The following is an 18,865-nucleotide window of genomic DNA, read 5'->3' as shown; positions in this document are numbered from 1 at the left end:
CGAAGGGGAGGGTTGGGGTGGGGTATTAATTGAAAATCAATAAGTTGAATTAGGCTTTAACGTTGGTTATGCCTTTAGAACCCCCTCCCATCCTCCCCCTTCGCAGAGGGAGGCGCGTAGATCACTTAAATATCTTCTGCACAAACTCCGCGTAGGCCGGACGCCAGACATCCATTTCATGGCCCAGATTCGGGTATTCGCGGTAATCGAACTTAATCTTTTTCTCTTCCAGTTCAGACTTCAGTCCGGCGATGTCCTTGCCCGTTACCACATCCTTTTCCCCCACCACTAACGTGAAGTTTTTCAGCTGTGCGTTGATTTTTTCCGGTTCGGCGAAGCGCTTCGCGACGTCAGCATTCGGGACTGTCGTGGTGCTGACGCCGCTAAAGGTCGCCAGCCAGCCGAACTGGTCGAGATGGGTCATGCCGCTGACCAGCGTCTGATAACCGCCTTGCGAAAGCCCGGCGAGTGCGCGTCCGGCTGCGTCATCGCGTACGCGGAAGGTTTTGGAAATCAGCGGGATAATGTCGCCGGTCAGTTCTTTATCGGCCGCCGCCGCATTTCGGGGATAGAATTCCTTACGGCGATCTTTGGTGACGTAATCTTCCGGCACCACACCTTTGGCATCGGTCTCGGTATCAGGAATGACCACCAGCATCGGCGCGATTTTCTTCTCCGCCAGCAGGTTATCCATGATTTGTGGAATGCGTCCCTGGTCCAGCGCCGAGCGGCCGGTGTCACCAAAGCCGTGGTAGAAATACAGCACCGGCAACGGCTGTGACGCATCGCTGTAACCCGGCGGCGTCCATACCGCAACCTGACGCTCAGAATTCAGCGCAGCGGAATGATAGGTCAGCGTGCGGACTTCACCGTGCGGAACGCTTTTCACATCCAGAATACTGCCCGGCACCAGGATCAGGCTGGTATTCACCTGACGCTGCGGCTTAGGCATCGCACTGCCCGGATCGGCAATCCGGAGGCCATCAACATTGAAGAAATATTCATACAGATCAGGTTTTTGCGCTGCGGACGTCCAGCTCCAGACGCCTTTATCGTCCTTGGTCATCTGATGCGGAATGTACGTCACCGGCGTCGCGCCGGTTACCACGTCAACGTGTTCAGCAGCCGGTGCATACAGGCGGTAAGTGATGGTTAAATCAGGATTTACTGCCGTGATGTAATTTTTCGCAGGCACCGAAGCATCAGGATCCTGTGGCAAACTTTGCGCGGAGACAGTCAGGGAGATCGGCGCGCTGAGCGCCAGTATCAAAAGCGTGGCAAGATTCAGCCGGTTACGGGTCATCATCCTTTCCTTCTGGGTTGGCGTGAGCAACGGACAACCTGTCCTGAAGTAACTCACTGTTTTTGCACAACTCTCAGAGTAGGTTATTTTTACCGCATACAAGCGTGATCGGCGTCACTGTTCAGAAGATGCGTCCAGCGCATGAAGTTGCGGAAGTTCGCTCAGCCGCTGACAGGCGAAATCCCAGAATGTACGGACCTTGCGCGGCATCTGCTGCACCTGTTGCGCCACCAGTTGTACCGGCAACGGCAGTGGTTCGAATTCCGCCAGAAGCCGCACCATGCTGCCAGCCTGCAAATCGTCGCTCACCTGATAGGACAGCAAGCGTGCAATCCCCTGCCCGCTGCGCACCGCCAGCAGCTGAGATTCCACGTCGTTGGAGAGCAGACGCGGTGACAACCGGACGCGCAAATCATCCTCATGCGGTCCGAAACGCCATTCGCGGATTTGCGTACGCAGCGTGCCCATCACCGTCTGGTGCGCGGCCAGTTCCGAAGGATGTTGCGGTTCGCCATGCCGCGCCAGATACGCCGGGCTGGCGACCAGTACGCGGGTCACTTCCGAGACCTTACGCGCCACTTTGCCTGAATCTTCCTGGTGCCCGATACGCACCGCCAGATCCAATCCTTCATCGATCAGATCCAGATTGCGGTCGTTAAGCAGCATTTCGATCTGCATATCAGGATGTTGCGCCAGAAATTCCATTACCAGCGGCGCGACATGTTTACGTCCGAACTGCACCGGCGCGGTGATACGCAACAGGCCGCTGAGCTGAGTTTCTGCGGTGTCTTCCACTGCGTCCTGATACTGGCTGAGCAGCAGGCGGGCCTTTTCCGCCAGCCGTGCGCCCGCTTCTGTCGGTGCCAGACTGCGCGTGGTGCGCTCGACCAGCCTTGCGCCGAAACGGTGCTCCAGTGAGGCAATGGCGCGGGTGATCGCGGGTGGCGACCGGTGAAGTTTACGGGCGGCTTCCGCCAGGCTGCCATACTGAAGTACGGCGACAAAAATCGCCATTTCATCCAATCGATCCATAGATTCTTCCACAAAGTGAAACACTCAATTTCAATCTTCGTGGATCCCAATCGTTTAGCGCAAGAGTAATGTTGTGTTCAGACACTTTAAGGAGACAGCCCATGCCCGACATCAAACTTTACAGCACGCCGCTTTCCGGCCACTGCCACCGCGTGACCCTGCTGCTGAACATGCTCAGTCTGCCTTTCGAGGCCACGGAAGCCGGTGCCGGCGTGCGCCAGACGGAGGATTTTGCGCGGCTGAATCCGCTGCGTCAGATCCCCGTTCTGATCGACGGCGGGCACGTGCTCACCGACAGCAATGCGATCCTGGTGTATCTGGTCAAACGCTACGCGCCGGACAGCCACTGGTTGCCGGAAGATCCGCTGAAGGCCGCTGAGGTGCAGAAATGGTTATCCCGCGCCGCCGGTGAAGTGCGTTTCGGTCCGGCCTCTGCGCGTATGGTCAAACAATTCTCGGCGCCGGAAGCGTACGAAAGCGCACTGCAGATTTCGGCGAAATTCCTGCCGCAGCTGGAACAACATCTGGAAAGCCATGAGTTTCTGGCGACGGGGCGCGCCACCATTGCCGATCTGGCCTGTTACAGCTATGTGGCGACTGCCCCGGAAGGCGGCGTTTCACTGACGGGTTATCCGGCCATTCAGCGCTGGCTTGCACGGATTGAAAGTCTGCCCGGCTTTACGCCGCTTCCGGCGTTACCTTTACCAGAAATTGCGGGGTAAAACGATGAATAACCCTTTCCATGCAGACGAAATCCTGGCTCAGGACATGGCAGGGTTTGACGTCGAAGCACACGGCATCCGTGAAGCGATGCCGGAACAGCACCGGCTGTTTTTCACCGCACTGCCCTATTTGTTTATCTCAACGCTGGATGAAAACGGCTGGCCGGTGGCGACATTGCTGACCGGACCAGCCGGTTTTATCCGCACACCGGATGACACGCATTTACGGATTAACGCGCCAAGACGGACTGACGATCCGGCGCTGGTGGCCTTACAGCCCGGAAAACAGATCGGTGGACTGGGGATCGATTTTTCCAACCGGCGGCGTAATCGCGTGAATGGCAGGATCGGGCGCATCGATAAAAATCGGATCGAGATCGTGGTCGATCAAAGTTTTGGTAATTGTCCGCAGTATATCCAGATCCGCAAACTGACGGATGTACCGGTCAGTTTACCCTTGCCCGCAAGAGAGGACATGACGGAGCCGGATGCGGATGCGCGTGCGCTGATTGCGCGTTCGGACACTTTTTTCATCGCCAGTCACGCGCACGGCGGCGCGGATGTGTCACATCGCGGTGGTCAGCCGGGATTCGCACATCTGGTGGGAAACCGTTTGTGGGTGCCGGATTATCGCGGCAACCGCTTTATGAATACGCTGGGAAATTTACTGGCAGAGCCGCGTGCAGCGTTGCTGTTTATGGATTTCGATAACGGCGATATTTTGCATCTGCAGGGACATACGCAGATCCACTGGCAGCCGGAGGTATTTCCCGGCCCGGAAGGCGCGGAACGCTACTGGAGTCTGGACATCACCCGCGTGTGGCGCTTTCGTGCCGCGTTACCGTGGCGTGCAGCATCAGCCGATTTCTCCCCCGCGGCCCTGAAAACCGGCCACTGGTCGGGCGGTCAGTTGCCTATTTCCTGACGCAGATGCTCTTCTAAACCGGAGATGACCGTCTGGTAAGAACTGTCGATCAGGGAATAAAATTGAGAATCCGGCAAAGTGCCATCAAGAACCACGGTATTCCAGTGCGCTTTGTTGAGATTCTTACCCGGAAGAATACAGGTATGTTCGGCGCGTAACTTGCCGGCCATGCCGGTGCTGGTTTTCAGCGAAACCGCTTCATGTCCCTGACAATCGCAGAACATGGCGAACATCACGCCGCCCACTTTTATCTGATTCGCGCCGTGCTGATTTTGGGTACTTTGTTCTGCTCCGGGTTTCCCCATGCAATAGTCGAGCAATTCCGCACTGGTCATTTTGGCCTTTCTCCTTGTCTGATGTTGACGACCCCGCGAACCGGAATCGTCTATTTAGTGTGCAGAAACTTCGCAAAAAAGAAAGGTAGCAGATCGCAAATACGAAAAAGGCCGACATTTCTGTCGGCCTTATACACATCCAATCCCCTAAATAATTTGGGTTACGGGAAGGCGGTAAGTTCAGGAAGCCCGGGAGCAGGGACGTACCCTGTGACCGGGGTGAGTGTACGCAACCAACGCATCCGTAGCCCGAAGTATGACGGGGATTTACTGGACGGCGGCGAAAGCTTCAGCCACCTGCTTCACATTGTGGTGATTCAGACCCGCCATGCACACGCGACCGCTGAGGATCAGGTACACGCCGAACTCTTCACGCAGACGCACGACTTGCGCTTCGCTAAATCCGGTGTAGCTGAACATCCCGCGCTGTTGCAGCAGGTAGTCAAAATTACGACCCGGCAATGCGGTTTTCAGGCTGTCGACCAGCGTGTGGCGCATTTCGAGAATACGGGTACGCATTTTCTCGACTTCGGCTTTCCATTGCGCGTTCAGGGCGCTGTCACTCAGGACTTTCGCCACCACTTTCGCACCGAAATTCGGCGGGCTGGAGTAGTTACGACGCACGGTCGCTTTCAGCTGACCCAGTACGCGGCCTGCGGCTTCGCTGTCTTCACAGACCACGGACAATCCGCCGACACGTTCGCCGTACAGGGAGAAAATTTTCGAGAAGGAGTTGCTGACGAAGCAGTTCACGCCTGCCGCCGCCATCGCGCGGATGGCGTAAGCGTCGTCATCAATGCCTGCGCCAAAGCCCTGATAAGCGATATCGAGGAACGGGATTAGCTCGCGCTGTTTGGTGACTTCAATCACCTGATCCCACTGCGCTGGCGTCAGGTCAGAACCCGTCGGGTTATGACAGCAAGGGTGCAGTAATACAATGCTTTGCGCCGGTAAGGTTTTCAGGCGTTCGATCATCGCGGTGAAATTCACACCCAGCGTTTCTGCATCAAAGTACGGATAAGTATGCACTTTGAAGCCTGCGCCGCCAAAGATAGCCACGTGGTTTTCCCAGGTCGGATCACTGACGTAAACGTCTGAATTCGGGAAATAAAACTTGAGGAAATCCGCACCCACTTTCAGCGCGCCGGAACCGCCGACGGTCTGAATGGTTGCGATACGCTGTTGTTTCAGCGCCGGATGATCGGCACCAAACAGCAGTTCCTGAATGCCTGCGCGGTATGTCGGCAGACCTTCCATCGGCAGATACACTGACGCAGCCTGTGGCCCCGCGTTCAGCTGGTTCTCTGCATTTTCCACCGCAGCCAGTTGCGGAATAATACCCTGCTCGTCGTAATAAAGACCGATGCTCAGGTTTACCTTATCTTGTCTCGGATCGGTCTTGAAACTTTCCATCAGCGACAAAATCGGGTCACCGGCATAGGCATCGACATGTTGGAACACGGTATACATCTCCTTGGTTTGGTTGAGTGGCGCGGCGATCCGTCCCGGTTTTCGGGTGGATCACGACTGTTTCACAGACTATCAAAGTTCGTTAAAAAAGATGACAACTATGTTGTCATTTAGCGAGCACACCGTGCGTATCAAACCGCCCGTTCGTCTGAGATGCTGATCTGCGCGCATGGACTACGATCAAATGGACCTCTCATTCTTTCCGGAGCAAACCAATGACGACGCAACATTCACTGCAGGGTAAAGCCGCTTTTGTTCAGGGCGGTTCACGCGGCATCGGTGCCGCTATCGTTCAGCGTCTGGCCCGCGAAGGCGCCAGCGTGGCATTCACCTACGTCTCTTCTGATGACAAAGCGCAGGCACTGGTAAAAAGTATTGAAGCCGGTGGCGGCAAAGCGCTGGCGATTAAAGCCGACAGCGCCGATGAAAGCAGCGTTCGCACCGCTATCGACAACGCGGCAAAGGCGTTCGGTAAAATCGATATTCTGGTGAATAACGCCGGAGTGCTGGCCTTCGGCGAAATCGATGCGCTGACAATCGATGATTTCGACCGATCCATTGCCATCAACGTCCGCAGCGTGTTTGTCGCCAGCCAGCAGGCTGCGCGCCATATGCCTGACGGCGGTCGCATCATTACCATTGGCAGCGTCAACGCCGACCGAATGCCATTCCAGGGCGGTGCGGTGTACGCCATGAGTAAATCCGCGATCGTCGGTCTGACCAAAGGTCTGGCACGCGATTTAGGTCCGCGCGGTATTACCGTGAATAACGTGCAACCCGGTCCGGTTGATACCGATATGAACCCGGCTGACGGCGAAATGGCTGAGGGCATGCGTTCCTACATGGCGCTCAACCGCTACGGTAAAGACAGCGAAATTGCCAGCTTTGTCGCCTATCTCTCCGGTCCGGAAGCGGGTTACATCACCGGCGCGAACCTGACCATTGACGGAGGTTTCGGCGCTTAACTGGCCAGAGTTCACTAAAATAATGGCGCACGTGTGCGCCATTATTTCTTATCTTCAGACGCTGTAACGCCCCGGACGATGATTCATCGCGATAATCAGATTCACGATCACTGCGCCCAGCACCGAGGCAATCAGCATTTCGTAACTGACGACAAACAGCGACGCCAGCACGATGCAGCAGTCCACGCCCATTTGCAATTTACCGGCGCGGATCCCGTATTTGTCCTGCAGAAACAGCGCCAGAATGTTCACGCCGCCGAGGCTGGCTTTATGGCGAAACAGCACAATGAAGCCGATACCCATGATTACATTGGCAAATAACGTGGCGTAGAACGGCTGAAGATGATCGAAATGCACAAACAGCGGATGAAGGTCCGAGAAGACGGAAACCAGCGCAACGGCAGCAAAGGTTTTCAGCGTGAACTGCAAGCCCATGCGGCGGAAAGACAGGTAATAGAAAGGTAAGTTGATGATAAAGAATGCGGTGCCGAACGAAATTTGTGTCACGTAATGCGCCAGAAATGCCATTCCCGCCGTGCCACCGGTCAGTGCGCCAACCTGACGTAACATCACCACGCCAAAAGAAACCATCAGCGTACCGATAATGATCGCCAGCGCATCTTCCACCAGCGTATGCCCGATGCGCGGCTGCTCAACCGGCTGTTTGATGTCGTCAACACTTGCCATAATTCCCTGTACCCCAAAATATTAAGACTAAAGACTGATTTTGAGATAATTAATGAGATGAGGAATTAAGGCAATATTCACTCACGGAATTTGCATTAAAAATCGAAAATAAGATTTTATGACGCGTTAATTATTCTTTACATGCACAGAACGCGCATAACAATTCAAAATAATGCACCATTAAAGTGAGATTGCACCAAAATAAATCACCATAACAGTGCGCACAAAATACAGGGTTAATAATCTTATCCCAGCGTTAATAAGCCGTTTTCTTTTAACCGGTTAAGGACTACCGATGTTTTTACATGCGCCACACTTTTATGTACTGACAGGATTTGGCTGATCAACGTGCTTAAACCGGCTAAATCTTTCACCGCGACCTTGAGCAAATAATCCGCATCCCCGGTCGTTTTATAGGCATCAATAATCGCAGCCACTTCTCCCAGCATGCTGTGGAAAGCATCGACCTGTGCGGGCAAATGGTTGATAAGTCTGACCTCAATCAGACCAATCATGCCTAAGCCGAGTGCCTCCGGTGCCAGACGCGCGTGATAACCGAGGATTAACTGAGCCTGTTCCAGACCAATCCGGCGGCGTGAACATTGTGAAGCTGACAGCCCGACCAGTTCGCTTAATTCCTGGTTGGTCAGTCTTCCGTTAGCTTGTAATAGGGTCAGAATTTTCAGGTCATAATCATCAACGCTGTACATGGCACCTTTCCTGTCGTTTTAATTTTTTTATATGTCGCATTCCTGTTGCAATCTTATTGCAAAAAGCATTCCCACTATAACGAGTTATAAATACTTATCGGCTGTTTTTTCTTATACTTGCGCACATTGATACCGCAAGGAAAAAATAATGAAAAAAGTACTCTTTTCTCTCGCCTTACTGTCTGCTTTACCCGTTTTTGCACAGGCGGATACCACGTCTTCCCATCTTGAGCGGGTATTACAGAAAGGTTCGCTGAATGTCTGCACCACTGGCGACTATAAGCCGTATACGTTTTTGAAAGAAAACGGGGAATATGAAGGCATTGATATCGCCATGGCGCAATCGCTGGCGGCGAGTCTGGACGTTAAAGTGAACTGGGTGCCGGTCACCTGGAAATCATTACCGGACGAAATGAGTGCCGGTCATTGTGACATCGCCATGGGCGGAATTTCCGTCACGCTGAAACGCCAGCAGAAAGCCTGGTTCGCTAACATGTTGGATCAGGACGGGAAAATCCCGCTGGTGCGCTGCGAGAATGTGCGTCAGTACCAGACGGTTGAACAGCTGAACCGGCCATCTGTGCGCCTGATTGAACCGGAGGGCGGCACCAACGAAGCCTTTGTCCACAGCCACCTGCCAAAAGCCACGCTGACGCTGAGCGATAACGTCACCATCTTCCAGAAGCTGATGGATAAGAAAGCCGATGTGATGATTACGGATGCGTCGGAAGCGCTATTTCAGCAGAAACACTATCCGAAACTGTGTGCGGTGAATCCGAAAAAGCCGCTGCAATATGGCGAGAAAGCCTACATGTTGCCGCGTGATGACGTGAGCTGGAAGATGTATGTCGACCAGTGGCTGCACCTGAGTAAAGCCACCGGCGACTATCAGAAGATTGTCAGCCAGTGGCTGGGCGTGAAGAAGTAAGGTTTAGTCGCCAGTATAAATGCGGGCAACGCGCTCGCTGAGCTGGGTAATCAGCTCATAAGCACTGATACCGGTTGCCTGCGCAATGCGCTCAACCGGTAATTTTTCGCCCCAGAAAATCACTTCATCGCCAACGCTATCTGTCGATTCCGGCCCTAAATCCACGGTGATCATGTCCATCGACACGCGCCCGGCAACCGGCACTTCCCGGCCATTGACCAGCACCGGCGTACCGTTCGGCGCACTGCGCGGATACCCGTCGCCATAGCCCATCGCCACGACGCCCAGACGAGTGTCGCGATCGCTGACCCACGTACTGCCATAACCGACCGGTTCACCGGCAGCATGCTCACGCACGGCGATCAGACTGGACGTCAGCGTCATGACCGGTTTCAGCCCGAAATCGCTGGCCGTTCCGGTTTCCATCGGCGAGACGCCGTACAAAATAATGCCGGGACGAACCAGATTCATATGCGATTCCGGCCACAGCAAAATCCCGCCGGAAGCCGCGATCGATTTCTGCCCCGGCTTGCCTTCAGCAAACGCGTTAAAGCTGTTCAGTTGATTCGTTGTGGCATCGCTTTCCGGTTCATCGGCACGGCAGAAATGACTCATGATATTGACCGGCTGAACGACATTTTTGCAGGCACTCAGGCGCTGATAAAACGCGTCGGCCTGTGCAGGATGAACGCCCAAACGGTGCATACCCGTATCGATTTTCAGCCAGACATTCAGCGGACGCGCGAGGTCAGCGCTTTCCAGCGCGTCGAGCTGCTCGATGCTGTGAACGGCGGTATCCAGCTGATGTTCAGTCAGCAACGGTAATTCACTGGCGGAGAAAAAACCTTCGAGGAGAAGAACAGGTTTAACGACATCGGCCTTGCGCAGCATCAGTGCTTCGCTGAGACGGGAAACGCCGTAATAATCGGCATCCTGCAAGCTATGCACCGTCTCTAACAGACCGTGCCCATAAGCGTTTGCTTTCACTACCGCAACCAGACGACTTTGTGGCGCCAGATGACGCACCCGTTGCAGATTGTGTCGCAGAGCGCGGCGATCAATGACAGCCGTAGCCGCTTTCATTTTAAGTCCTTTGCATGAAATTGAGAGTTTCTGATAGCAGGGCTGAGAACCAAACCCCACCTAACCTCCCCTTGTGAAAGGGGAGGGATAAATTCAAAACCCGGGAAGTTAATCTTCGTCGTATTGCGGGCCGCCGTAATTATCAAATCGTGACCACTGACCGTTAAAGGTCAGGCGAACGGTACCGATCGGGCCGTTACGTTGTTTACCGAGGATGATTTGCGCGATGCCTTTTTCTTCACTGTTATCGTGATAAACCTCGTCACGATAGATGAACATGATTAAGTCGGCGTCCTGCTCGATTGAGCCGGATTCACGTAAGTCGGAGTTGACCGGGCGTTTATCGGCACGTTGCTCCAGGCTTCGGTTCAGCTGCGACAGCGCCACCACCGGCACCTGCAATTCTTTCGCCAGCGCTTTAAGCGAGCGGGAGATTTCGGCGATTTCCAGCGTACGGTTATCGGACAGCGACGGAACGCGCATCAGCTGGAGATAGTCGATCATGATCAGGCTCAGACCGCCGTGTTCACGGAAGATACGGCGCGCGCGCGAACGGACTTCCGTCGGCGTCAGGCCGGACGAGTCATCGATATACATGTTACGTTTTTCGAGCAGAATCCCCATGGTGCTGGAAATTCGCGCCCAGTCTTCGTCATCAAGCTGACCGGTACGGATTTTGGTCTGGTCAACGCGGGAAAGCGACGCCAGCATACGCATCATGATCTGGTCGCCGGGCATCTCAAGACTGAAGATTAAGACCGGTTTATCCTGCATCATCGCCGCATTTTCGGCGAGGTTCATCGCAAACGTGGTTTTACCCATCGACGGACGTGCCGCCACGATGATCAGATCCGATTTTTGCAAACCGGCGGTTTTCTTATCGAGATCCGCATAGCCGGTGGACACACCGGTTACGCCGTCGTGCGGGCGCTGGAACAATTCTTCGATACGCGAAACGGTGCTTTCCAGAATACGGTCGATGCTTTTAGGGCCTTCGTCTTTACTGGCGCGGGATTCGGCAATCTGGAATACGCGGGATTCGGCTAAGTCCAGCAGGTCTTCGCTGCTGCGCCCCTGCGGATCATAACCCGCATCGGCAATTTCATTGGCGACGGAAATCATTTCGCGAACGACTGCGCGTTCACGCACGATGTCGGCATAAGCGCCGATGTTCGCTGCACTTGGGGTGTTTTTCGAGAGTTCTGCCAGATAGGCGAAACCGCCGACGGAATCCAGTTCACCTTTCTGTTCCAGGGATTCAGAAAGCGTAATCAGGTCGATCGGTTTGCTCATCTCCAGCAAACGCTGCATTTCGGTGAAAATCAGGCGATGCGGGCGGCTGAAGAAGTCATTGCTGACCACACGCTCGGCGACGTTATCCCAGCGTTCGTTATCCAGCATCAGCCCGCCCAGAACGGATTGTTCAGCTTCCAGCGAATGCGGCGGAAGTTTCAATCCTTCCATCTGGCGATCGCGGTTTTCGTTCTGTTGATTGGTCGGTTTTTTTGCTGCCATCTGTGGAGTAGTTCCTGCTCTAAGCGCCTGTTTTATGAGCGTCCGGTTTCTAAAAATCAGAGCCAGACTCGCGCGACAGTATAAACCATTTCAAAAGGGTATTAACCCTTAGTGCCGAAAATCTGGATTGTCCCGGACATTTAGCCTAGGGTTGAAATCAGACTCCATCACGAGGGAAAAACATGGCAAAGCGCATCCAGTTTTCTGAAACAGGCACTCCAGACGTTCTGCAATACGTTGATTATCAGCCACAAGATCCGCAGGCTGGCGAAGTTCAGGTTGAGAATAAGGCCATCGGTATCAACTATATCGACACTTACGTGCGCAGCGGTCTTTATGCGCCCGCCAGTTTTCCGGCCGGTTTAGGGACTGAAGCGGCAGGGATTGTCAGTAAAGTCGGCAGCGACGTGACCGGTATTAAGCCGGGCGACCGCGTGGTCTACGCGCAATCGGCGCTCGGTGCTTACAGTGAATTCCATAACGTGCCGCAGGAAAAAATCGCCCTGCTGCCGGATGCCATCAGTTTTGAACAGGCGGCGGCGTCCTTCCTCAAAGGACTGACGGTTTACTATTTACTGCGCCAGACCCACGAAGTGCAGGCCGGCGAAACCATTCTTTTCCATGCTGCGGCCGGTGGCGTCGGTCTGATTGCCTGCCAGTGGGCGAAAGCGCTGGGCGTTAAACTGATCGGAACTGTGGGTTCGGACGAAAAAGCCGAACGCGCGAAACAGGCCGGTGCCTGGGCGACGATTAATTATCAGAAAGAAGATATCGCGACCCGCGTGGCGGAGCTGACCGGCGGCGAAAAAGTCGGTGTGGTGTACGATTCCGTCGGTAAAGACACCTTTGAGAAATCGCTGAACAGCCTGAAACGTCGCGGTTTGCTGGTCAGTTTCGGCAATGCTTCCGGCCCGGTGAAAGGCGTGGATCTGGCGATCCTCAATCAGAAAGGTTCGCTGTTCGTGACGCGCCCTTCCCTGAATGGCTACGTGACCAACCGCGAAGAACTGGCACAGGCGAGCAGCGAGCTGTTTTCACTGATTGCCAGCGGCGCGATAAAAGTGGACGTCAGCGATGCGCAGAAATTCCCGCTCTCCGAAGCCAGACGCGCGCACGAAACGCTGGAAAGCCGCGTGACACAAGGCTCAAGTTTACTGATCCCATAACAGTTCCCTAAGCCAATGCAAAAAAGGCTTTCACAGATGTGAAAGCCTTTCTTACTGTCTGACTCAGACGACCTCTGATTTCAGACGGGTACTGCTGTAGGGTACTGCCGGGTAAATCCGCAGGGCGATGTCACTTAAGCGACTATTGTATGCCTCAGCGGACTTGATGAATTCGGTTTACAGCCTGACGGCTGCCAATGAATTCCATCCTAACAGTCACCCATGTTAAAAAATATGATTTATGCATTTCGACCGCACATTCTGACCCAGCTTGTGATCGCTAGCACATAAGCAAAAGTTATCGCTGCAACGGTTACATTTTTTTGTGCTCAAAATACCCCCGCTAATCACCAGTATTTCATGCAGTTACAGAAACTACTTATCGACAGTAGAAATTACGGTAAACGGCGGCGGCGATATTTTGGCTGATCCGGTTTGATAAATGCCCGGTAAATCCACACGGCAACCACGGCCAAAATCAGCCAAGGCAACATTTTTATAACAATCGCCAGAAAGCCACCCAACATCATTACTGCGAATGCGACGATCAGCGCAGCGATCATGCCCAGCAGCGAAATGCCGGTCAGCATCAGCATAAAGAAAAAACCAAGCACGAAGAGAATTTCCAGCATCGGGTGCTCCTTAATAAGCCATGTGCAATAAGACGTGATGTCAGAACACACGTTAGCTATTACAAGAAACGTGCCAGTGTGACGGGATAAATAATGGATTGAATTACAAGAAGAAAATATTTCGCAGGCACGAATGGCCTGCGAAAAGATAGTAAATTTGACTAACAGATAGTGATTTTACTCACCTGATTTTCAGGCCTGTGCCGCCATTTCCTGTTGCTGAGCGACCATCTGCAATGCCTGTTCAACCACATCAATGCCCGCGCCGGCTTTATGAGCGTTCTCACTCAGGTGACGACGGAACTGACGTGCGCCCGGCACGCCCTGGAACAGACCAAGAATATGGCGGGTAATGTGGCCCAGATAGGTGCCTTTACTCAGTTCCGCTTCGATATACGGATACAGCGCGCGGATAATATCCGGCCCGGTTTTCAGCGGCACGTCGGAGCCAAACAGCTCGCGATCGACGTTCAGCAACATGCCCGGATTCTGGTAAGCCTCGCGACCGACCATCACGCCATCCATAAATTGCAGATGCGTTTTGGCTTCTTCGAGCGTTTTAATGCCGCCGTTAATCGCCATCGTCAGCTGCGGGAAATCACGCTTAAGCTGATACACACGCGGGTAATCGAGCGGCGGGATTTCACGGTTTTCTTTCGGGCTGAGACCGGAAAGCCAGGCTTTGCGCGCATGGATAATAAAGGTATCGCAGCCGCCGTTTTCAGACACCTGACGGATGAAATCACACAGGAATTCGTAGCTGTCCTGATCGTCAATACCGATACGGGTTTTGACCGTCACCGGAATTGAAACCACATCGCGCATGGCTTTGATGCAGTCCGCTACCAGCGACGCCTGCCCCATCAGACAGGCACCAAACATGCCGTTCTGCACGCGATCCGACGGGCAACCGACGTTGAGGTTAATTTCGTCATAACCGCGTTCTTCTGCCAGTTTAGCGCAATGTGCCAGATCGGCAGGATTGCTGCCGCCAAGCTGCAATGACACCGGATGTTCAGCGTCGCCAAACCCGAGATAATCCCCTTTGCCATGAATAATGGCACCGGTAGTCACCATTTCGGTGTACAGCAACGTCTGGCCGGTCATCAGCCGGTGAAAATGGCGACAGTGGCGATCGGTCCAGTCGAGCATCGGCGCAACGGAAAAACGCTGAGCGGAAAACGGAGTGGTCTGGGGCATTGCGTGTTGAGTTTCTGACATCGGCCTGACATTCGCTGAAGGGGTTCGTGGCGCTCTCTCTGACGCAACGCCAGAGAGAAGTTAATCGGTGATTATACCACAGAACAAAGATTCGGCATCCTGCGCCATCGTGCAGAGAAATAACGTCGCCGCAATACATCTTAATGAATGGCGCATAATTCGTCGTTTTAGCCTAAGCATGATAAAATCAACAATGGTCGCATGATGTGGCCTATCGATCCCAATCTGCGCTCAGAGAACGTTGCTATGACCCTGAATAATCCGGAAAAATTACTTTCGCAAGCTGAAGAACTTTGCCAGCAGCGCAATGTTCGTCTTACGCCGCAGCGGCTGGAAGTACTGCGCCTGATGGCGCAACAACCCGGTGCCATCAGCGCCTACGATTTGCTGGATCTGCTGCGTGTCAGCGAGCCACAGGCAAAACCGCCAACCGTTTACCGCGCGCTGGATTTTCTGCTTGAACAAGGCTTTATCCATCGGGTTGAGTCGGCTAACAGCTACGTGCTTTGCCACCATTTCGAAGAGCCGAGCCACACGTCTGCGCTGTTCATCTGCGACCGATGCGGGCTGGTGACAGAAAAAACCACTGACGGTATTGAAGAGCGTCTGGCGAAACTGGCGACGGAATCCGGCTTTGAGCTTCGCCATTCTGTCGTGGAAGCCCACGGTTTATGCGGAGAATGTAAGGTTGTGGAAACCTGTGACAGCCATGAGCACTGCGATCATGACCACAGTATTGTGGTGAAAAAACGCTAAGGGATTTAGGTATTTGAGCGGGGATTTACTGAAGCTGAGTATGTGAAAAAGCTAAGAAGTGAAGTACAAAAGCTAATAAGTGAAGACATTAAGTAGTGAAGACATAAAGTTGGGTACATCCGTGTACCCGTATCCTGAAGCGTTCCGGGTAGGAGCAGCTAAATCTCAGGATACGTCACTGACACGCGAGGGGGAGTCGCGTATTACCAGTGATATTTGTTGCTGGTTTCCCATTCCTTGAGCTCTTTCTCGGCCTGATCTTTCTGATAGCCGTAACGCTCCTGAATCTTACCAACCAACTGATCACGTTTACCTTCAACCACTGTCAGGTCGTCATCGGTCAGTTTGCCCCATTTTTCTTTCACTTTCCCTTTGAACTGTTTCCAGTTACCGTCGGCTTGGTCCTTATTCATAAAATATCTCCTGTTACCTTGGGTTTATGGAGCTGCGTTTTGTTCCGGCAGCCCGTCCTTAACACTTCTAAGGTTAGTAGAGAATCTGGATTAATCCTCTCCGAACAGGGATAAAAACCATTATTAGGATTATTCCAAAGCAGGAAATAACGGCAAAAGAACATTTATCTCTTTGATAAAACACTGCCAATTCAGTGTCCGGGAGAAGAAAACCAGGTATCGCGCTGCCAGTAACGACGCCATATCCAGCCCAGTGAAATCCCGCGCAAGCCGAGGAAGACGGTCAGCGCCAGCCATAACGCATGGTTTCCCAGCACCGGTAAGGTCATAAGCGTCAGCCCGTAACCAAGCGCAGCAACCACCATGCTGTTACGCATATCCCGCCCGCGCGTGGCACCGATAAACATCCCGTCGAGCAGATAACACCAGACCGCCACCAGCGGCAATACAATTTGCCAGCCGAGGTAATGATCCGCCAGCTCGCGCAATTCGGGGAGTGATGTGAGCGCATTTATAATCGCCCCGCCGGCTACGGCATAAATTAGCGCAAAGGCCAGCGCCACCAGTCCGGCCTGACGGCACGCGGCATGCCACACGTTGAGCAGCTTTTCGCGATTGCGCGCACCGAATGCCTCACCGGAATGGGCTTCGATGGCATACGCAAAGCCGTCGAGTGCAAATGCGGTAAAGGTCAGCAGGTTCATCAGAACAGCGTTGACCGCAACAATGTGGCTGCCCAGCCGCGCACCCAGTATGGTCAGTGAGGCAAAGCATAGCTGCAACAGCAATGAGCGCAGCATGATGTCGCGGTTAAGTCCGAGAAGACGGCGCAAATTACCGCGCCACGCACCGGTGATTTCTGCACCGGTGATACCGCGTCGTTTCATGACACGCCAGACAAAATACAGCCCGATGAACAACGTGAAATACTCTGCACTGGCAGTTGCCATTGCCGCACCACGTACGTTCAGCCCCAGCCCCATTACCAGCCAGATATCCAGAATAATATTCAGCAGATTTCCCGCGATCAGCAAAATCACCGGCCCGCGAATATACTGGATGCCCAGCAACCAGCCGAGGATCACCAGATTCGCCAGAGAAGCAGGCGCACTGTACCAGCGGATTTCGATAAACAGCCTCGCCTGTTCCAGCACCGACTGACTGCCACCCACGACATGAAACGCCAGCTCCATCAGCGGATGGCGAAATAACAGGATGATGACACCGGCCAGCACCGCCAGCAAAAAGGGCTGCACAAAAGCACGTGCCAGCAACTGATTGTCTTTTGCGCCCAGCGCCTGTGCGGTCATGCCGGTGGTGCTCATGCGCAAAAACAGCAGCATCATGAAGAGGAAAGTCGTGACCATCGAACCAACCGCCACACCACCGAGATAATCGGCACTGTCGAGATGACCGATCACTGCGGTATCCACCAGACCAAGAAGAGGCACCGTGATATTGGAAAAAATCATCGGTAACGCCAGCGTCCAGAGTGCTTTATCTGCGGGGCTTAGAAAGGTGTTTTTAAATGATTGTCGCAGGGAATGATGTTGCATAGAGAATCTCATGCCGGAGGTTCAGGTTATGCCCAAAATGACATCGCCCCGAAAGGGGCGATGATGAGAGAAACGCATTTCTCTTTGAATTCACATGGATGCCAGAGGCGGCCGCCATCCATATTCAATTAGTTTTAGTTTTCTCTATCTGAAACAGCAATTGCTGACTCAGCAATTTCTGACCGAGTAATTCGAGTTACAGGAAGGCGGCAAGTAAGAGAATCCCGATGAGCTGATATGAGTCAGTGATTCGGGTGAACGCACGCAGCCAACGCGTCTGCAGCTCGAAGTACGAAGGTCAGATCCAGTTGCCGTTACGGATGACGCCTACGGCTAGCCCTTCAATACTGAAATTCTGTTCGCGCAAATCCACCACGATCGGCTGGAATTCGCTGTTCTCAGGCAATAACTGCACCACGCTGCCCTGCTTTTTCAGGCGTTTCACGGTGACTTCATCGTCGATACGCGCCACGACAACCTGGCCGTTACGCACGTCCTGCGTTTTATGCACGGCCAGCAAATCGCCGTCGAGGATACCAATGTCACGCATCGACATCCCGCTGACGCGCAGCAGGAAATCGGCGCTCGGCTTGAACATCGCCGGATCAACCTGATAATGCCCTTCGATATGTTGCTGTGCCAGCAACGGTTCACCGGCGGCAACGCGGCCGATCAGCGGTAAACCTTCTTCTTCTTCCATCAGCAGACGGATACCACGAGATGCACCGGAGACAATCTCGATAACGCCTTTACGTGCCAGCGCTTTCAGGTGTTCTTCCGCCGCATTGGGAGAACGGAAACCCAGACGCGATGCAATCTCTGCGCGAGTCGGTGGCATACCGGTGGTGGAGATATGATCGCGAATAAGGTCGTAGACCTCTTGTTGTCTGGTCGTTAAAGCTTTCATTCCGCCCCCTGGTTGTTTATACAGTCTTGCTGTGAGTATATACAGCTAAACGGTCAATGAAAACCTAAGATTGAATAAAAACAGGGCATAACGGTGATTCCTGGAATACAGATTCCAGATCAGAACCATCGCGGCCAAAAGATACTGACCCAGACAAAAATCGCCAATATGATGGTCAGAAGTACGGCAGCAGAACCGATATCTTTTGCCCGCCCTGAGAGCACGTGAAACTCAGAGCCGATACGGTCAATCGCGCATTCCACCGCACTGTTGAGCAACTCGGTGACGCAGACCAGCATCACGGAGCTTACAAGTAAAATGCGTTCAACCGTGCTGACATCGAGCCAGAAAGATAACAAAATTAACGGGATAGCCACGCTGGCTTCCTGGCGAAAAGCCGCTTCGTTCTGCCATGCGGCTTTCAATCCTTTCCAGGAATATCCGGCCGCTTTATAAATTCGGGTAAATCCAGTGACTTGGTTCGCCATTTCGGGTACTGATCCTTGAAGGGTTGTCCTTAAAAGTGTGCCGTATTTTAG

General features: G+C 53.4%; 20 protein-coding genes. 6 read left to right on the top strand and 14 right to left on the bottom strand.

Annotated features, from left to right (window positions below):
* Positions 1-121 precede the first annotated feature (121 nt).
* Entirely contained in the window at positions 122-1,303 is a 1,182-nt protein-coding gene (locus CKQ54_RS05170; protein WP_120163835.1) for an alpha/beta hydrolase-fold protein, read from the bottom strand.
* Between the two features lie 114 nt (positions 1,304-1,417).
* Positions 1,418-2,335: a LysR family transcriptional regulator gene (locus tag CKQ54_RS05165; RefSeq protein ID WP_120163836.1), complete on the bottom strand. Its 918-nt coding sequence runs from the start codon at positions 2,333-2,335 to the stop codon at positions 1,418-1,420.
* A 101-nt stretch (positions 2,336-2,436) separates the two neighbouring features.
* Between CKQ54_RS05165 and CKQ54_RS05160 the strand changes: the two genes are divergently transcribed.
* Both CKQ54_RS05160 and CKQ54_RS05155 read left to right on the top strand, forming a co-directional pair.
* Positions 2,437-3,057 carry a glutathione S-transferase family protein gene (locus CKQ54_RS05160; RefSeq protein ID WP_120163837.1) on the top strand — a complete coding sequence of 207 codons (621 nt, stop codon included), beginning with the start codon at positions 2,437-2,439 and terminating at the stop codon, positions 3,055-3,057.
* Between the two features lie 4 nt (positions 3,058-3,061).
* Positions 3,062-3,982, top strand: coding sequence for a pyridoxamine 5'-phosphate oxidase family protein (locus CKQ54_RS05155; protein WP_120163838.1), 921 nt, complete (start codon positions 3,062-3,064; stop codon positions 3,980-3,982).
* On the opposite strand, the gene CKQ54_RS05150 is transcribed toward CKQ54_RS05155, so the two are convergent.
* On the bottom strand, positions 3,964-4,317 hold the full coding sequence (locus CKQ54_RS05150; protein ID WP_120163839.1) for an MmcQ/YjbR family DNA-binding protein: 354 nt from the start codon (positions 4,315-4,317) through the stop codon (positions 3,964-3,966). The two genes, CKQ54_RS05155 and CKQ54_RS05150, sit on opposite strands and share 19 nt — an antisense overlap.
* 267 nt (positions 4,318-4,584) lie before the next feature.
* On the bottom strand, positions 4,585-5,778 hold the full coding sequence (locus CKQ54_RS05145; RefSeq protein ID WP_120163856.1) for an amino acid aminotransferase: 1,194 nt from the start codon (positions 5,776-5,778) through the stop codon (positions 4,585-4,587).
* 224 nt (positions 5,779-6,002) lie between these two features.
* Between CKQ54_RS05145 and CKQ54_RS05140 the strand changes: the two genes are divergently transcribed.
* Positions 6,003-6,752: a 3-oxoacyl-ACP reductase family protein gene (locus CKQ54_RS05140; RefSeq protein WP_120163840.1), complete on the top strand. Its 750-nt coding sequence runs from the start codon at positions 6,003-6,005 to the stop codon at positions 6,750-6,752.
* Between the two features lie 54 nt (positions 6,753-6,806).
* On the opposite strand, the gene CKQ54_RS05135 is transcribed toward CKQ54_RS05140, so the two are convergent.
* Positions 6,807-7,439, bottom strand: coding sequence for a YitT family protein (locus CKQ54_RS05135; RefSeq protein WP_112287068.1), 633 nt, complete (start codon positions 7,437-7,439; stop codon positions 6,807-6,809).
* A gap of 245 nt (positions 7,440-7,684) precedes the next feature.
* Complete coding sequence (locus CKQ54_RS05130; protein WP_120163841.1) at positions 7,685-8,149, bottom strand: Lrp/AsnC family transcriptional regulator; 465 nt, start codon at positions 8,147-8,149, stop codon at positions 7,685-7,687.
* A 148-nt stretch (positions 8,150-8,297) separates the two neighbouring features.
* Between CKQ54_RS05130 and CKQ54_RS05125 the strand changes: the two genes are divergently transcribed.
* Complete coding sequence (locus CKQ54_RS05125) at positions 8,298-9,077, top strand: transporter substrate-binding domain-containing protein (protein ID WP_112287070.1); 780 nt, start codon at positions 8,298-8,300, stop codon at positions 9,075-9,077.
* 3 nt (positions 9,078-9,080) lie between these two features.
* Here the strand turns inward: CKQ54_RS05125 and alr are convergent, their stop codons facing one another.
* Both alr and dnaB read right to left on the bottom strand, forming a co-directional pair.
* Positions 9,081-10,160, bottom strand: a complete 1,080-nt coding sequence (gene alr, locus CKQ54_RS05120) for an alanine racemase (protein ID WP_120163842.1) — start codon at positions 10,158-10,160, stop codon at positions 9,081-9,083.
* Between the two features lie 108 nt (positions 10,161-10,268).
* The gene (gene dnaB, locus CKQ54_RS05115) at positions 10,269-11,675 is read right to left on the bottom strand and encodes a replicative DNA helicase (RefSeq protein ID WP_113876676.1); all 1,407 of its coding nucleotides are present in this window, start codon (positions 11,673-11,675) and stop codon (positions 10,269-10,271) included.
* Positions 11,676-11,857: 182 nt separating this feature from the next.
* On the opposite strand from dnaB, the gene CKQ54_RS05110 reads away from it, so the two are divergent.
* A complete protein-coding gene (locus CKQ54_RS05110) occupies positions 11,858-12,841 on the top strand; it encodes a quinone oxidoreductase (RefSeq protein WP_120163843.1) in 984 nt (327 codons plus the stop codon).
* A 395-nt stretch (positions 12,842-13,236) separates the two neighbouring features.
* On the opposite strand, the gene pspG is transcribed toward CKQ54_RS05110, so the two are convergent.
* Together pspG and dusA are read right to left on the bottom strand one after the other, a co-directional pair.
* Positions 13,237-13,473 (bottom strand): envelope stress response protein PspG, encoded by a 237-nt coding sequence (gene pspG / locus CKQ54_RS05105; protein ID WP_112287074.1) that lies wholly within the window; start codon positions 13,471-13,473, stop codon positions 13,237-13,239.
* Between the two features lie 192 nt (positions 13,474-13,665).
* Positions 13,666-14,673: a tRNA dihydrouridine(20/20a) synthase DusA gene (gene dusA, locus CKQ54_RS05100; RefSeq protein ID WP_120163844.1), complete on the bottom strand. Its 1,008-nt coding sequence runs from the start codon at positions 14,671-14,673 to the stop codon at positions 13,666-13,668.
* Positions 14,674-14,940: 267 nt separating this feature from the next.
* Between dusA and zur the strand changes: the two genes are divergently transcribed.
* A complete protein-coding gene (gene zur, locus CKQ54_RS05095; RefSeq protein ID WP_112287076.1) occupies positions 14,941-15,450 on the top strand; it encodes a zinc uptake transcriptional repressor Zur in 510 nt (169 codons plus the stop codon).
* Between the two features lie 203 nt (positions 15,451-15,653).
* Here the strand turns inward: zur and CKQ54_RS05090 are convergent, their stop codons facing one another.
* From CKQ54_RS05090 to CKQ54_RS05075, 4 genes are all read right to left on the bottom strand, one after another.
* On the bottom strand, positions 15,654-15,863 hold the full coding sequence (locus tag CKQ54_RS05090) for a CsbD family protein (protein ID WP_112287077.1): 210 nt from the start codon (positions 15,861-15,863) through the stop codon (positions 15,654-15,656).
* A 191-nt stretch (positions 15,864-16,054) separates the two neighbouring features.
* The gene (dinF, locus tag CKQ54_RS05085) at positions 16,055-17,419 is read right to left on the bottom strand and encodes an MATE family efflux transporter DinF (RefSeq protein WP_120163845.1); all 1,365 of its coding nucleotides are present in this window, start codon (positions 17,417-17,419) and stop codon (positions 16,055-16,057) included.
* 298 nt (positions 17,420-17,717) lie between these two features.
* Positions 17,718-18,326 (bottom strand): transcriptional repressor LexA, encoded by a 609-nt coding sequence (gene lexA, locus CKQ54_RS05080; RefSeq protein WP_095924321.1) that lies wholly within the window; start codon positions 18,324-18,326, stop codon positions 17,718-17,720.
* A gap of 119 nt (positions 18,327-18,445) precedes the next feature.
* Positions 18,446-18,814 carry a diacylglycerol kinase gene (locus tag CKQ54_RS05075; RefSeq protein ID WP_120163846.1) on the bottom strand — a complete coding sequence of 123 codons (369 nt, stop codon included), beginning with the start codon at positions 18,812-18,814 and terminating at the stop codon, positions 18,446-18,448.
* Positions 18,815-18,865: the final 51 nt, after the last annotated feature.

The sequence above is a fragment of the Rahnella variigena genome (assembly GCF_003610915.1).
Lineage (GTDB): Bacteria > Pseudomonadota > Gammaproteobacteria > Enterobacterales > Enterobacteriaceae > Rahnella > Rahnella variigena.
This window is presented reverse-complemented; position numbering and strand designations above follow the sequence as displayed.